Origin of the sequence: Pseudomonas sp. FSL R10-0399 (genome assembly GCF_009600165.1) — a bacterium.
Taxonomy (GTDB): domain Bacteria; phylum Pseudomonadota; class Gammaproteobacteria; order Pseudomonadales; family Pseudomonadaceae; genus Aquipseudomonas; species Aquipseudomonas helleri.
On sequence record NZ_WIWK01000129.1, the window covers coordinates 1 to 15,864 of the forward strand.

Consider the following 15,864-nt stretch of genomic DNA (forward strand, 5'->3'; position numbering starts at 1 on the left):
CTGTGGGAGCGGGCTTGCTCGCGATGAGATCACCTCGATATACATGATGTACCGAGGTGTTCATATCGCGAGCAAGCCCGCTCCCACAGGGGGGTGGATGGTTTTATTTTTTAGCGACGATCACGGCGCGCATCGGCGCGGGCAGGCCTTCGATGGTTTTGCTGTGGTCGTTCGGGTCCAGGTAGTCGCTCAGCGACTGGTATTTCATCCATTCAGTCGCACGTTGTTCCTCGACGGTGGTGATGCTCACGTCGACGCAACGCACGTCACTGAAACCGGCACGGCGCAGCCAGCGTTCCAGGGCGGGGATCGAGGGTAGGAACCACACGTTGCGCATCTGCGCGTAGCGGTCTTCGGGCACCAGCACCTGGTTCACATCGCCTTCAATCACCAGGGTTTCCAGCACCAGTTCGCCCCCTTTGACCAGGCAGTCTTTCAACGCCAGCAAATGCTCGATGGGGGAGCGGCGGTGGTAGAACACGCCCATGGAAAACACCGTGTCGAAGCCTTCCAGGTTGGCCGGCAGGTCTTCGAACGGGAAGGGCAGGTGCCAGGCGGCCTCTTGCTGCAAAAAGCGTTGAACGGCCTGGAACTGGCAGAAGAACAGCCAGTTGGGGTCGACGCCGATCACGCTGTGGGCGCCTGCGCCGAGCATGCGCCACATGTAATAACCATTGCCGCAGCCAACATCGAGGATGCGCTTGCCCTTGAGGTCGATGTGCGGCGCCACGCGCGACCATTTCCAGTCTGAATGCCACTCGGTGTCGACATGCACACCGAACAAGTCAAACGGGCCTTTGCGCCACGGTGACAGGCCGAGCAGCGCCTGGCGCATTTGCGCGCGGGTGGCGTCGTCGCAGTCGGTGTCCAGGGTCAGGCCGTTGAGCAGGTCGATCTCGGTCGGCAGCACGTTGGGCAAGGCGTCCAGTGCGCTTTGCCAGCGTTCCAGGTCGCCGTGACCTTTCTCCATTTTGACGTCGAGCTGCGCTTGCAGAGTGTTGGCCCATTCAGCCAAGGGCGTCCCGGCCAAACGGCGGGCGAGGGGGGAAAGATCAATCATGGCAAGGCAATCAACGAGGCAAAGTTAAGACACTGGAACCACGGCACGACTTTCGAGAACCCGGCCGCCAGCAGGCGTTCGCGGTGTTCTTCGAGGCTGTCGGGCTTCATGACGTTTTCGATGGCGCTGCGCTTTTGCGCAATTTCAAGGTCGCTGTAACCGTTGGCCCGCTTGAAGGCGATGTGCAGATCGGTCAGCAGCGCATGCTCTTCGGGATCACTGAAGCGCAGCTTCTCGGAGAGGATCATCGCGCCACCCGGCAGCAACGACTGGCGAATCCGGCTGAGCAAGGCCAGGCGCTGGTCAGGGGCGATAAATTGCAGGGTGAAGTTCAGCGCCACTACCGAGGCAGGCTGAAATTCCAGGGCCAGAATGTCGCCTTCGATTACCTCGACCGGCAGCAACTCCTGAAACATCGAGTTCTGGGCGTTGAGGTATTCACGGCAGCGCTCGACCATGGCGGTGGAGTTGTCCACGGCAATGACTTTGCAGCCATCGGTGCGCACATGGCGGCGCAAAGCCTGGGTCACCGCGCCCAAGGAACTGCCCAAGTCGTACAGCACGCTGTCGGGCTGGGCGAATTGAGCCGCGAGCACGCCCAGGTTTTCGACAATCGTCGGGTAACCCGGCACCGAGCGCTTGATCATGTCCGGGAACACCCGCACCACGTCTTCGTTAAAGGCGAAGTCCGGGACCTGGGCCAGGGGCTGGGCGAAAATACGGTCAGGTTCTTTGCTCACGACTTCTTTGCTCACGACAGTTCCGGCGCTGGATAGTTAAAACGGGGGCGCATTTTAGCCAAGTTGGCGCCGGGATGCGCGGTCTGTCTGATAAGCCGTGCAGGCTCAGTTAACGGTGATGGGGCAATCGAAGGTTTGCGCCGGTTCTGCTTCGGGCTCCCAGGGTTGCTGAGAGGTCAGGCGCAGGCGGCCGTTGCCCGCAGCAAAGGCCTCAAAGCGCCAGGTCGAATGCCCGCCACTGCCGAGCAGTTGGCCGTCATCGCTGCTGTTGTAGACCTCCGGACCAAGGCTGCGCAGCACGCCGCCCGCCGAGTCCTGGATGGCCCAGCGGTAGCCGGTGGTGGGGTTGCTGGGCAGCGACAGCATGAGGTTTTGCCCTACATGCAGTTGAATCGGGCAGTCGCTTTGTTCTTCAACAGTAACGTTTTGCGCAGGCGGGTGCGCACAGGCGGCCAGCAAACCGAGGCTGAGCAGCGGGACTAATCGTGCGAGGGACATTGCAGGCTCCGGTCGGACAAAGACAAGTGCGCAGCATACCCCATGATGGCGGCTGCGCCATTTGTCGTCGGCCCCAAGCCGGAAAGTCAGAAGCTGGCGTGGGGTGGGGTGATGGTGAAATCACCGCACATCTCAAGGGCTTCGCCTTTATGGTCTGAGCCTTCAAAGGTGAACAGGCGGGCGCTGTAGCAACTCTCGATCACGCTGAGGTGCAAGGTGCCGACATTGGCCTGGTTCAAGTGGTACATCTCGCGCCCATCGACTTCAACGTATTCGATGTAGGACATCCCTTGCACCGGGCCAGGTTCGCCCTGTTTAAACAGGTAGATACCCGATTGGATATTGATGTCCAGAGTCAGGGCAATGGCGCGATACGCCTTGGAACCGAACTCGTCGAACTCTGCGGTCACGATGATTTTTTTGTGGCTGCTGGCGAAAGTCATTTCTTGCGCCGCAAACGGGGATCTGTCGAGCAACTCGGCCTTGAGTTCACCGCGGGTTCTGGGGTTGAAAGCGCTTGGGCCCTTAACGTTGCGCCAAAGGGCATCGGGATTTTGATACGCAGGATGATGAAGTGGCATAGCAGTTCCCAACGTTAATACCTGTCGGCTGAGACGCTATTAACGTTGGGAAATACAGATGTGTCTACTGTCACAAATAACAGGTTGTTTAGTTATACAGGTTTGGCCAGCGGCCAAACCTGTTTATACGAGCCCCTCTGGCGCAAGGGTTTGCGCCTTTTTGACTCAGAGGGCAGTACACGTGGCGTTTAAAACAGCACTTTGGCCACGTCGGTGAAGCGCTTGGCAAAGTGCACGGTCATGCCTTCTTTCAAGTAGTCCGGCAGTTCCTCGTACTTGCCACGATTCGCCTCGGGCAAGATCAGTTCGTGGATTTTCTGCCGACGGGCCGCAATGACCTTTTCCCGCACCCCGCCAATCGGCAGGACATAGCCGGTGAGGGTCAGTTCGCCGGTCATGGCGATGCCTTTTTTCGGCGCCTGATTGCGCGCCAGAGACAGCAAGGCGCTGGCCATGGTGACCCCGGCACTCGGGCCGTCTTTAGGCGTGGCGCCCTCGGGCACGTGCAAGTGCACAAAGGCCTCGTCAAAGAAACGCGGGTCGCCGCCAAACTGCTTCAGGTGGGAACTGATGTAGCTGTAGGCGATTTCAGCAGACTCTTTCATTACCTCGCCCAATTGCCCCGTCAGCTTGAAGCCGCGGTTGAGCGTGTGAATGCGTGTGGCCTCAATGGGTAAGGTCGCGCCGCCCATGCTGGTCCAGGCCAGGCCAGTGATCACGCCGACGCCACTGATGACCTGTTCGTTGCGGAACACTGCGGTGCCCAGTGAGGCTTCGAGGTCTTTAGGGCCGATCTTGATCACCGCGTCCGGGTTGTCGAGCAACTTGACCACGGCCTTACGCACCAGCTTGCCCAGTTGTTTTTCCAACTGGCGCACACCGGCTTCACGGGCATAACCATCAATGAGCAAGCGCAGTGCACTGTCAGTGATGCTCAGGCGTGCTTTATCGACACCGGCTTTTTCCAGCTGTTTAGGCCACAGGTGACGCTTGGCAATCGCGACTTTCTCTTCGGTGATGTACCCCGAAAGGCGGATGACTTCCATGCGGTCGAGCAGAGGGCCGGGGATCGAGTCCAGCGTGTTGGCGGTGCACACAAACAGCACTTTCGACAGGTCCAGGCGCAAGTCCAGGTAATGGTCGAGGAAGTCGACGTTTTGCTCCGGGTCGAGGGTTTCCAGCAGCGCTGATGCCGGGTCGCCCTGGAAGCTTTGGCCCATCTTGTCGATCTCGTCGAGCATGATCACCGGGTTCATCACTTCAACGTCTTTAAGCGCCTGCACCAGCTTGCCCGGCTGGGCACCGATGTAGGTTCGACGATGGCCCTTGATCTCGGCTTCGTCGCGCATGCCGCCGACGCTGAAGCGATAGAACGGACGGCCCAGCGATTCGGCAATCGACTTGCCGACACTGGTTTTACCCACGCCCGGCGGGCCGACCAGCAACACGATCGAGCCACTGACCGAGCCTTTGTAAGCGCCCACGGCGAGGAACTCGAGGATGCGGTCTTTGATGTCATCCAGCCCGGCGTGGTGGGCGTCGAGCACCTTGCGCGCGTGCTTGAGGTCCAGTTTGTCCTTGCCGAACACGCCCCACGGCACTGAGCTGGCCCAATCCAGGTAATTGCGGGTTACCGCGTACTCGGGCGAGCCAGTCTCAAGAATCGACAGTTTGTTGATTTCTTCGTCAATGCGCTTGCGGGCCTGGGCGGGCAGAGTCTTGCCTTCAAGGCGTTGCTTGAATTGCTCGATGTCGGCACTGCGATCATCTTTGGTCAGCCCCAGCTCTTGCTGAATGACCTTGAGCTGCTCTTTAAGGAAAAATTCACGCTGATGTTCGCCGATCTTGAGATTAACTTCGGCGGAAATTTCATTTTGCAGACGTGCGACTTCGACTTCCTTGCGCAGCATCGGCAAGACTTTTTCCATGCGCTTGAGGACGGGCACGCAATCGAGCACTTCTTGCAGCTCGTTGCCTGTGGCCGAGGTCAAGGCGGCGGCAAAGTCGGTGAGGGGCGAAGGGTCGTTAGGGCTGAAGCGGTTGAGGTAGTTTTTCAGCTCTTCGCTGTACAGCGGGTTAAGCGGCAGCAGCTCTTTGATCGCGTTGATCAGCGCCATGCCATAAGCCCTGACTTCATCGGTGGGCTGATTGGCTTCCTGCGGGTATTCGACTTCTACCAGATACGGCGGACGGTGGTGTTTGAGCCACATGCTGATGCGCACGCGGCTCAGGCCCTGTGCCACAAATTGCAATTTGCCGTTTTCGCGGCTGGCATGGTGCACTTTCACCAGCGTGCCGTACTCGGGCAGGCTGGTGGTATCAAAATGGCGCGGGTCATCAGTGGGCGTGTCGACAAAAAACAACGCCAGCGAGTGATGAGGCGACTTGCTGACCAAGTCTAGGGTTTCGGCCCAGGGTTCTTCGTTGACGATGACCGGCAGCACTTGTGCCGGGAAGAACGGCCGATTGTGAATCGGGATGATGTACACCTTGTCCGGCAGGTTCTGACCCGGCAGGGCCAGCTCGGTCCCGCCCTTGTGAGCGGTTGATTCAGCTTCGTTGTGTTCTATATCAGCGTGCTCGACGGTGTTCTCTTTAAAATTTTGCTGGTCGCTCATGGGGCACCTGCGCAATGGGGTATGTGCTTTAGATGGGGCACGGAGCCAGAGGTTTCAATGGTGAAGTTTTGTTCACCGCGTAAATCAGCCAACACCCAACCATAGGCCAAGGCGCCGTTTCTTTCCGTGCGCGTGTTGCGTTGTTGCATGCCAGTAGAAAAGCTATGCCTTTGTCGCCAACAACTTGACGGTAGACGGCCCGTGTTTATTAGGCGATCTTCTTGTTTGTGACGACGAGGCTGGAAAATTATCAAAGCTGGGCTAAAAGTCAGTTATTTGACTTTTAAGTTGGCGAGAGAGTGCCCGCATGCCTCAGGGATTCGTTACACAGGCAGTACATCGTCAATGGATTGAGGCCCGCCGATGAAATTGCGCAATAGCTTTCAGGCTCATATCAGCTTCGTACTCGCGCTGCTGTTGCTGGTCGTGATCGGTGCCGTGTATTTCGCGGTAAAGGCGGCGACCGTCACGGCGGCCAGCGATCAAGCTGAAAATCAGTTGAAAAACGGCACCCGGGTGTTCGAGCGGTTTGTCGATTTTCGTGCGCGGCGTATTCAGTACGGCCTTAACTGGCTGACCAATGACCAGGATTTTCGTGAAGCTGTCATCGATGGTCGCCCGCAAGAAATTGAAAATGCCCTGGAAACCTTCGAGGCCAGCCTGCGCGACAGTGACCTGTTCGTGCTCGACCTGCAGGGCAAGATCATCATCAGTACCCTGGCGAGCCTGCCGCCAGGGCAGACTTTTCCGTACGCTCAAGCCTTGAGCCAGGCGCGGCGCGGCTCACAGATCAAGCTGATCGGGGTACTCGACGAGCGCCCCTACATGATGGTGCAAGGTGTGGTGCTGGCGCCTTTGCCCGTGATGCGGGTGGTGTCGGCGATGCCGATGGATGAAGTATTTGCCCAAGAGTTACGCACCTTGAGCAACCTTGAGGTGTCATTTTTGGGAGTGAAAGACGGGCGTTCCGGGGCGCTGGCCAGCACCCAGCCAGAGGCGATGGAAGAGAGCCTTGTGCGGTTCTTGCGCGACAACCCTCCGGGGCCCTTGACGCACTTCAGTGAGTTCGCCGGTAAGCGCTTTTTGGGGCAACTGCTGCAACTGGCCAACTCAGGCGACCCCGCCAACGGTCAGGTCATGGCCTTGCTGCAAAGCCCGCTGGACCAGACACTGCAGGCGTTCACCTCGCTGGACCGCAAGTTTTTATGGATCTCCCTCGCGGCCTTGCTGGCCTCATTGCTGGGCGCCTTGTGGCTGGCGCGAGAAGTGTCGCGCCCGGTCAGCCTGCTGGCCGCAGCGGCGCAGCGTATCGGGCGGGGTGACTACTCAACACCGGTGGTGCTTAAACGCCGCGATGAACTGGGTTTTCTGGCCAGGGCATTCAATGCCATGCAAAACGGAATTGCCGTGCGTGAACAGCAATTGGCGCACAACGCATTGCATGATCCATTGACCGGGCTGCCCAACCGGGCGTTGGTCATGGAGCGCCTGGGCAGCGCCATTACCGCCCGACGCAGCGTGGTGTTGATTTATCTGGGGATTGAAAATTACCGCTTGATCAGCGAAAGCTCTGGCCCGGAAGGTCTGGAGTTGATCATGCTCAAAACCACCCATGTGCTGATCGAGGCACTGCCTGAAAGCAGCACGGCCGCACGCATCACCGGCAACGAATTCTTGTTGCTGCTGGAAAACACCCAGGTCGATGCCGGGGTGGCGATGGCGGATCGCTTGTATGGATTGTTGAGCCAGCCCCTGAACCTCGACGGGCATGATGTGCAACTGGATGTTCGCATGGGCATCTCGGTGTATCCAACCCATGGCCAAACCGCCGAAGAGCTGATGGCCCGCGCTGCCATTGCGCGCAGTGACGCAGCGGCCTTGACCGGCTATCTGCAGGTCTATCAACAGGACCGCGACCTCGCGCATCAACGGCAAATTCAGTTGATTCGGGACTTGCGCCATGCCGCCAGTGACGGCGAACTGTTTATTCAGTACCAGCCCAAACTCGACCTGCGCAGCGGGCATGTGAGCCAGGCCGAAGCTTTGCTGCGTTGGCAGCATCCGGTGTTTGGCGTGGTCTCACCGGCAGAGTTCATCCCGCTGGCAGAACGCTCCGGGAGCATGAAACTGCTGACCGACTGGGTGATTGAAGCGAGCATTCGGCAACTGGCCGAGTGGAACCGCCGCGGGCTGCACCTGCAACTGTCGATCAACATCTCGGCGGACGATTTGCGCGGTGATTGCCTGGCCCCGCAAGTGCAGGCCTTGCTGGCGCAGTATCAGGTGGCAGCGCAGCAACTGACTTTCGAGATCACCGAAAGCGCGGTGATGCACGACCCCGAGCATTCGCTGGCGGTGCTCAGAGGGCTACGCGATTGCGGGATCAGTTTGTCGGTGGACGACTTTGGCACGGGCTATTCCTCGCTGGCCCACCTCAAGCGGTTGCCGGTACAGGAACTGAAAATTGACCAGTCCTTTGTGCGTAACCTGGACGAAGCCAGTGAAGATGCGGTGATCGTGCGCTCGACCATTGAAATGAGCCATAACCTGGGGCTAAAAGTGGTGGCCGAAGGCGTTGAATACCCTCACAGCCTGGACTTGCTCAAGCGCTGGCAGTGCGACACGGCGCAAGGCTACCTGATCAGCCGGCCGCTGGACGCTGCGGCGTTTGAGAGCTGGTTGAATGAGTTACGGGCTACGGCACTGATTTCTTAAGAGATCGCAGCCTGCGGCAGCTCCTACGGTAGAGGTGGCTCGCGTAGGAGCTGCCGAAGGCTGCGATCTTTTGATCTTAAATATGCAGACATAAAAAGGCGGCTATCGAGAGATAGCCGCCTTTTTCATACCTGGCTGTAACGCTTATTTAGCCAGTTTGAACGCCATGATGTAGTCACCCTTTTGGGTGCCCAGACCACCATGACCACCGGCCATGACGAGCACGTATTGGGTGCCGTCCTTGCCTGCGTAGGTCATTGGCGTGGCTTGACCGCCTGCTGGCAGGCGACCTTCCCACAGGACTTTACCGTTGTTCACGTCGTAAGCACGCAGGTATTGGTCCAGGGTGCCGCTCAGGAAAGCAACGCCACCGGCCGTGGTCACGGTCCCGCCCAGGCTTGGAACGCCCATTGGCAGCGGGATCGGTACCGGCGAGCTGTCACGCACGGTGCCGTTCTTGTGTTTCCAGATCACGTTGTTGTTGGTCAGGTCGACCGCTGCAACGTAACCCCACGATGGCGCCTGGCAAGGCAGGCCAACCGGCGACAGCAGCGGCTCAAGGATCACACCGTATGGAGCGCCCTTGTTCGGTTGTACGCCCGAGGTTTCGCCTTTGCGTGGGCCCATGGCTGCTACGTCAGCCTGGGGTACCAGCTTGGAGGTGAACGCCATGTAGCTCGGGTTCAGGAACGCGATCTGACGCACCGGGTCGACCGAAATGCCGCCCCAGTCAAACACGCCGAAGTTGCCCGGGTAAACGATCGAACCTTGCAGCGAAGGCGGGGTGTACATGCCGTCGTAACGCAGGGATTTGAAGTTGATCCGGCAGAGCATTTGGTCAAACGGGGTCACGCCCCACATGTCACGCTCGGTCAGTTGCGGCGGGATCATGTTCAGGTCCGAACGCGGTTGGGTTGGCGCGGTGTGGTCACCTGCGACAGCACCGCCCGGCGCCGGGATTTCGCGGATCGGCACGATGTCTTCGCCATTACGACGGTCAACAACGTAGATGCTGCCTTGCTTGGTCGATGCCAGCAGCGCCGGTTTCACGCCGTCAGCAGTCTTCAGGTCCATAAGGGTCGGCTGACCGCCCACGTCCATGTCCCACAGGTCATGGTGAGTGAACTGACGGTACCAGCGAACCTTACCGGTGGTGATGTCCAGTGCCGTCACGCCAGCGCTGTAACGCTCGGAGTCTTCGGTACGGTCGCCACCATATTGGTCAGGCATCTGGTTGCCCATCGGCAGGTAGAGCATGCCGAGGTTTTCATCGACCGCGAACATCGACCACATGTTAGGCGAGTTGCGGGTGTAGGTTTGGCCTTCAGCAATCGGCGTGGTGTCGTCCGGGTTGCCGCTGTCCCAGTTCCAGACCAGCTTGCCGGTACGTACGTCGTACGCACGGATCACGCCGGATGGCTCGTCAGTGGAGACGTTGTCGGTCACGTGGCCGCCAATCACTACCAGGTCTTTGGTGACCGCAGGTGGCGATGTGGAGTAGTAACCGCCGGGTGCAAAGCTGCCGATGTTGTGGCGCAGGTCGACCGAGCCGTGGTCACCGAAGTCTTCGCAGACTTTACCGGTGTCGGCATTGAGGGCGATCAGGCGGGTGTCGGCGGTTGGCAAGAACAGACGACGCGGGCAAGAGTTGCTCGACGTGGCTGCAGCCGGCTCGGCAGCGCTTTGTTCAGTGCTGGCTTTGGCGTAGGCGTTTTCGTCGTGATAGCTCACGCCACGGCACGTCATGTGTGCCCAGCCTTTGAAGTTGGCAGCATTTTGCGTGCTGATCTTCGGATCGTAGCGCCAGATTTCCTTGCCGCTGTCCGGATCAAGCGCAATCACCTGGCTATGCGGCGTGCACACATAGAGCATGCCGTTAACTTTCAGCGGGGTGTTTTCAGCGGTGGTTTCACCCGGGTCATTCGGCCCTGGCATGTCGCCAGTACGCATGGTCCATGCAGGCACCAGGCTGTGGGCGTTTTGCGGGGTGATTTGTTTCAGTGGCGAGTAACGATCGCCATAGCCGCTACGGCCATAGGACTGCCAGTCACCTTCAGGCATGTCGGGTGCGGTGTTGGCCATGCCCGGAACGGCGTCACGGCCCAGCTCGCCCTTGATCTCGCCAGGGTTGGTGAACTGGCTTGCCAGTGCAGCCACACCTGCCAGGACCACGGCGATGCTCAGCGCGCCGGTTGCAACCGGTGCCGACTGGCCGCGCAACAGCGGGCGACGCAACCATGGCAGCAGCAGAACGATACCGATGGCGAACCACAGGGCCAGACGCGGCACCAGTTGCCACCAGTCCAGGCCGACTTCGACCAGCGCCCAGACGGTGCTGGCGAACAACACCAGTGCGTACAACGCCAGCGCCGCACGGCGCCCGGCGATCAGCAGGGCGCCCGACAGCCCGAAGCCGAGACCGGCCAGCAGGTAGTACGTCGATCCGCCGAGTGTCACCAGCTTGATACCCCCGACCAACATGGCCAGGCCCATTAACACCAGCAGGATACCGAGCAATGTCGGCAGCAAGCGGCTTCTACTCAAAGCACCATCAGTGCTCATAGTGAGGTTCTCCGTTGTAAATAGGATTTAGCGGCAAGTTTCAAGCGGCAAGCTTCAAGCGTTTAGCTATCAACTTGCGGCTTGTCGCTCGCTTGTCAGAACGAACTTTGAATTTTCAAACCGCCGATCAGGGCGTTATCCACGGTGTAAACACCGCCCGGATGGCGGATGTATTGCAGATTCGGTCGCACCGTCAGCCAGTCGGTAACGTGCACGCCGTAATACAACTCGGCGCTGTACTCAGTGTGCTGAGGTGGCAAGTAGTCCAGGTTGCTGGCGTCGTAAACGCCGCGAGCCTGGTTGGTTGCTTCGGCATTTTTGCGGTAGGCCGGGTTGACGTGAACGCGGGCCATGGCAAAGCCGATGTCGTCTTTGGGGCGTGCATCGAACACGCCTTTGTACACAACGCCTGCCTGAACATAGTTGTCGATGGCGTTGGTTTTTTTGTCGTGCAGGGTGGCGTTGGCAAACACCTTCAAGCCACGGGATTGATCGCTGGCACGGCTGGTGAGTTGCTGCTGCACGCCCAACCACAGGCCGTGCTTGCTCGAACTGCTGCGATAGGCTTCGCCGCTTAAAACTGCCGGTTGGCCGTTGGCATCTTTGTAGACGTCGGTGGCTTTGGCGCTGCTGTAGTAATAACCCGCGCGGTATTCGCCCGGCAGGCCATTAAGTGTCGGTGTCCACACCAGTTCAACCGGCAACACCGCGCCTTGCGTACCGCTGCCGCTGAGCTTGAAGCCGTTACCGCGATCCAGGTTGGACGGGTTTTGCTCATAGGCGCCGACCTGTGCATACAGCTCGGGCGTGAGGTGGTATTTGATCCGCAGCGCCCATTGGCTGACCGGCCAGTTGTACCAGATGCTGCCGGCCCAGTTACCCACCTGCGAGCCGCAGAACGCGAGGTTCTGGAAGTCGCAAGGGAAGCTGTTGAAGTCTTCGCCCTGACCGAAGCGACCGGCCTTGATGTCGAGCTTCTGGTCGAAGAACTTTTGCTGGTACCACATCTGCGTCAGGCGTGTGGTCTGGCCACGGCCCCAGACCTCCTGGGCCGAGGTGAAGCCGCCGACCCGCGGGTCGTTGATCCGGTCATTGCTGATATTGTTGCCATCGCGCTGGGTAATCGTCAGCTGGAATTCAGCGTCGTGCCAGCCCAGGATTTTTTGCAAATCCAGGTGCGTGCCCAGGCCGAACTGATCGCTGTAACGCGCGGTGCGGTCATGGTCGTAGCCGCCGTGCAGGTTGGAGCCGACTTCGCCCACGTAGTCGAGCGAGAAGCTATAGCCTTGCTTTTCCAGTGCGGTACGAGAGCCGTCCCAATCGCCGAACATCCATTTTGAATCGCTGTCGAACGCCGGTGCGGCCTGTACGAAGCTGGCGAAACCCAGGGCAGTAATGCCGCCGATCAGGGTCAGGGCTTTTTGCCCGGCCATAGGGAATAGCGCGCTGTCTTTGCGCAAAGTCAGAAATGTGGACATAGGTCGAGATGAAGGTCTTTTTGGTCGGGCGGTGAAGTGGGTAGCGCTGTCTTTGCAGGCAGGACTCACACTTTCAGAATGTAAGGGCTGGCGTGAAACGTTTCAGCCCTTGATGCGGAAATGATAAAGCGACGAAACGTTTAGAAACAGCACTTTAATTGACATGGATCATTTCGGATTCTGTAACAGTCACCTGCGACCGTTCGTCTCAGGGGCTTTTTGCCTCACGTTCGACGGTGTTTGAGGGAAATGAGGTAGGGAATGGTTTAGAAAAAAAACTGTAGGAGCGAGCTTGTCTCGCGATCTTTTGCTTTTAAAGATCAAAAGATCGCGAGGCAAGCTCGCTCCTACAGCGGCAGGGGTATGGCTTAGAACGTTGTGCGCAGGCCTACTTCAACACTGCGGCCCGGTGCCGGGGCGATATCACGCAGGATCGAGCTGGCATAACGCACGGTCTGGTCGGTCAGGTTGTCGCCTTTGACGAAGGCCAGCCACTGGCTGCCGCCCACCGTAAAGTTGTAACCGGCGCTGGCGCCCAGGGTGGTGTAGCCATTGGTGCCCGACTCGTTGTCCGGTACGCGGCCCTGGTTGCTGGCGTGTTCAACATCGACCCGTGCCTGCCAGCGATTGAGTTCCCACAGCAAACCGCTGCTCAGGCGCAACGGCGCAATACGTGGCAACGCTTCGCCAGTGTCGAGGTTGGTAGCGCGGGTGTAATCGCCCGACAGTTCCAGTGCAAATTTGCCGTAGGCGCTTTCGCCAAGCTTCCAGTGATCCTTGGCCTCAAACCCTACGAAACGTGCGCGCACGCCGGAGTAGGTGTATTCCGGAATACCGCTGGCGTCTGGCTCGCCTTCGTCGTTCAGGGTGCGGCCCGTGCCGAGCAGGCCGATGTAGTTGGAGAAGTGGCTGTAGAACACGCCAACGCTGCCGTTGTGGGTGCCATTGTCAAAGCGCAGGGCCAGGTCGCTGGACACGGCTTTTTCTTTTGACAGGTTCGGGTTGCCCAACTCGTAAGTGCCGGTGGCAACGTGGGCGCCGTTGGCATACAGCTCGTAGAAAGTCGGCGCGCGCTCGGTGTAGCCCAGCGTTGCGGCCAGCGACCAGATCGGTGTCAGGGTGAACACCGCGCCTGAAGACAGGCTGCCCGCGGTGAAGCGCTTGGAGTTGTCGGCCGCTTCGAAGCGCTCATTGCCCTTGGCATTCGGGTCAACCACGGTGTGTTCCAGGCGCCCGCCGAGGCTGAGTTTAAGTCGCTCGGTGGCTTGCAGCTCTTCAAGAATAAACAGCGCGCCGGTGGTGGTGTCGGTCTGCGGTACGAAAGCCTCTTCGCCGAGGGCCGAGAATTCGTTGCGGTTGACCTGCGCGCCAATCACCCCGTTCAGTGGGCCGATCGGCACATGACGCGCTTCAACACGCGCTTCGTAGCCTTTGTTCTTGAAGGTGGTGCCGACTTCGCCGCCTTCGATTTCACGGTGTTCGTAATCGGTGTAGCCAGCGTTCAGTTTGAGCGAGCTGAACGGGCCTTGCAGGTTGCGGATCTCCGAGGCGAAGGCGTAGTGATCCTGCTTCATGCGGATGCGCACGTCGTCTTCGGCAGGGGAACCGTAATTGGAGTCGTAGTTGCTGTAAGAGATGCCCGCGTAGCCGTCATCCCATGTGTAGGAACCGCCAACCGCGCCGCCGTCCTGTCGGCCACTGCTATTGCTCAGGCGGCCTTTCTTTTGATCGCTGTCATCTTCGCCTTCCGGGGCGTGGCGATCGCGGGCGTAACCGGGGATTTTCAGGTCATTGAACTGACGTGCGTTGGCGTCCAGGTGCAGGGCAAACGTGCCGTTACCGGCTTCCAGCTTGCCTGCGCTGCTGCGCGTGGTGTCGGCGCCGCCATAGCGCAATTCGCCTGCACCCTGAATGCCGTTGATGGCTTCGGTGGGGATGCGGTTGTCGAGGGTATTGACCACGCCACCGATGGCGTTGCCGCCGTAGAGCAGGGCGGCCGGGCCACGGACGATTTCAATGCGCTCAACGTTGACCGGGTCCAGTGGCACGGCGTGGTCGTAGGACAGCGACGAGGCGTCCAGTGCGCCCACGCCATTGCGCAAAATGCGGATCCGGTCGCCGTCCAGGCCGCGAATGATCGGTCGGCTGGCGCCCGGTCCGAAGTAAGACGACGACACACCCGGTTGCTTGTTGAGGGTTTCACCCAGGCTGCCTTGTTGCTGCAGCGTCAGGTCATCACCTTCTAGCACTGTGGTGGGAGAAGCCAATTGGCTGCTGCCCAGCGGGTTACCAGTGATGACTTGGGGTTGCAGCTCCAGTGCATAGGCGGGGGAGGCAATAAGCAGGGCCGTGGCGAGCGGCGTCAAACGCAGACGGCGCAGTGAGCGTGGCAAAGCAGGGGAGGACATTGCAGATTCCTTGGCAAGGGTAATGAAAAGCGTGGCGCTGAGCGCTCTGGGTAACGACTGTATCGTTACAATATAACATCGCATTTGGTCGCGCCAAGCGGAACTTTTTCTGCAAGGGCGCAGGCCCGGCTAAACTCACCGTGTTCCAAATGACTGGCCCCTGAGCTAAGGTGCGCGGCTTTCCTACTTCTGCTTAAAAAGGCTCGGCATGACTGAACCCAACAACAACCCCCTGCACGGCGTCACGCTGGAACAGATCCTGATTGCGCTGGTGGCGCATTACGAGTGGGAAGGGCTGGCCGAGCGCATTGATATTCGCTGCTTCAAAAGCGATCCGAGCATCAAGTCGAGCCTGACGTTTTTGCGCAAAACGCCGTGGGCCCGTGAGAAGGTCGAGAAGCTCTACGTGAAATACGCCCGCACCAAGCGCGAGCTCTGATCGGCGTATGCGTGCAGCGCACACTCACCGCTGGTTAGCATTAATGGCCATTCTGGGCTGGAGCGGGTTGGCGATTCAGCTCGACCTGGTGCTGATTGCCCGCTGGACATCCGGCGCTAGCCTGCTGGGCGGGCTGGTCAATTACTTCAGCTTTTTCACGGTGCTGACCAATACCCTGACCGCCACTGTGCTGACTTACGCCGCTCTTACGCAGGACTCCAGGGTCCGGAGGTTTTTCTTGCAACCGTGGGTCAGCAGCGGGATTGCTGTAAGCATCATCGTGGTGGGCGCCGCCTACAGCTTGTTGCTGCGCAACCTTTGGCAACCGCAGGGGCTGCACTGGCTGGCCAATGAACTGTTGCACGACGTCATGCCCGTGCTGTTCACCTTGTACTGGTGGTTTTGCGTGCCCAAAGGCACGTTGCGCCTGAGCCACATCGCGGTGTGGGCGTTGTACCCGATTGTGTACTTTGCCTATTTGCTGTGGCGCGGGCATGCGCTGGGCATGTACCCGTACCCGTTTATTGATGTCAACAAACTGGGGTATGCGCAGACGTTTGTGAACGCGTTGGGGATTTTGGCGGGGTTTGTGGCGGTGGCGCTGCTGATGGTGGTGATTGACCGCTGGCGCGGCCGATCAACCGCCAAACCTCTGTAGGAGCGAGCTTGTCTCGCGATCTTTTGATCGTTTAAAAGATCGCGAGGCAAGCTCGCTCTTATCAAACATAAAATAACCCATTGTTTTTATTCAAAAAAACTACCCAA

The 15,864-nt window shown here is 59.1% G+C and carries 11 protein-coding genes; 3 read left to right on the top strand and 8 right to left on the bottom strand.

What is annotated here, in order from left to right; genetic code table 11:
- Positions 1-103 precede the first annotated feature (103 nt).
- The 5 genes from cmoB to lon form a co-directional block, all read right to left on the bottom strand.
- The gene (cmoB, locus tag GHO41_RS25265) at positions 104-1,060 is read right to left on the bottom strand and encodes a tRNA 5-methoxyuridine(34)/uridine 5-oxyacetic acid(34) synthase CmoB (protein ID WP_153434971.1); all 957 of its coding nucleotides are present in this window, start codon (positions 1,058-1,060) and stop codon (positions 104-106) included.
- The gene (gene cmoA, locus GHO41_RS25270; RefSeq protein WP_048367780.1) at positions 1,057-1,800 is read right to left on the bottom strand and encodes a carboxy-S-adenosyl-L-methionine synthase CmoA; all 744 of its coding nucleotides are present in this window, start codon (positions 1,798-1,800) and stop codon (positions 1,057-1,059) included. The genes cmoB and cmoA overlap by 4 nt, the downstream gene beginning before the upstream one ends.
- A gap of 105 nt (positions 1,801-1,905) precedes the next feature.
- Positions 1,906-2,298, bottom strand: coding sequence for a protease inhibitor I42 family protein (locus tag GHO41_RS25275; protein ID WP_048367025.1), 393 nt, complete (start codon positions 2,296-2,298; stop codon positions 1,906-1,908).
- Positions 2,299-2,384: 86 nt separating this feature from the next.
- Positions 2,385-2,879: a hypothetical protein gene (locus tag GHO41_RS25280; RefSeq protein WP_153373361.1), complete on the bottom strand. Its 495-nt coding sequence runs from the start codon at positions 2,877-2,879 to the stop codon at positions 2,385-2,387.
- A 188-nt stretch (positions 2,880-3,067) separates the two neighbouring features.
- Positions 3,068-5,497: an endopeptidase La gene (lon, locus tag GHO41_RS25285; protein WP_048367023.1), complete on the bottom strand. Its 2,430-nt coding sequence runs from the start codon at positions 5,495-5,497 to the stop codon at positions 3,068-3,070.
- 363 nt (positions 5,498-5,860) lie between these two features.
- Here lon and GHO41_RS25290 point away from each other — a divergent pair, with 363 nt between their 5' ends.
- Positions 5,861-8,212 (top strand): bifunctional diguanylate cyclase/phosphodiesterase, encoded by a 2,352-nt coding sequence (locus tag GHO41_RS25290; RefSeq protein ID WP_153434972.1) that lies wholly within the window; start codon positions 5,861-5,863, stop codon positions 8,210-8,212.
- A gap of 144 nt (positions 8,213-8,356) precedes the next feature.
- On the opposite strand, the gene GHO41_RS25295 is transcribed toward GHO41_RS25290, so the two are convergent.
- From GHO41_RS25295 to GHO41_RS25305, 3 genes are all read right to left on the bottom strand, one after another.
- Positions 8,357-10,774 (bottom strand): glucose/quinate/shikimate family membrane-bound PQQ-dependent dehydrogenase, encoded by a 2,418-nt coding sequence (locus GHO41_RS25295; protein ID WP_123751444.1) that lies wholly within the window; start codon positions 10,772-10,774, stop codon positions 8,357-8,359.
- Positions 10,775-10,869: 95 nt separating this feature from the next.
- Positions 10,870-12,252, bottom strand: a complete 1,383-nt coding sequence (locus tag GHO41_RS25300) for a carbohydrate porin (RefSeq protein WP_048367020.1) — start codon at positions 12,250-12,252, stop codon at positions 10,870-10,872.
- A 368-nt stretch (positions 12,253-12,620) separates the two neighbouring features.
- The gene (locus GHO41_RS25305) at positions 12,621-14,660 is read right to left on the bottom strand and encodes a TonB-dependent receptor (protein WP_153434973.1); all 2,040 of its coding nucleotides are present in this window, start codon (positions 14,658-14,660) and stop codon (positions 12,621-12,623) included.
- A 208-nt stretch (positions 14,661-14,868) separates the two neighbouring features.
- Between GHO41_RS25305 and GHO41_RS25310 the strand changes: the two genes are divergently transcribed.
- The gene (locus GHO41_RS25310; RefSeq protein WP_048367018.1) at positions 14,869-15,099 is read left to right on the top strand and encodes a VF530 family DNA-binding protein; all 231 of its coding nucleotides are present in this window, start codon (positions 14,869-14,871) and stop codon (positions 15,097-15,099) included.
- Between the two features lie 7 nt (positions 15,100-15,106).
- Positions 15,107-15,757 carry a Pr6Pr family membrane protein gene (locus GHO41_RS25315; RefSeq protein WP_153434974.1) on the top strand — a complete coding sequence of 217 codons (651 nt, stop codon included), beginning with the start codon at positions 15,107-15,109 and terminating at the stop codon, positions 15,755-15,757.
- The last annotated feature ends 107 nt before the right edge of the window (positions 15,758-15,864 follow it).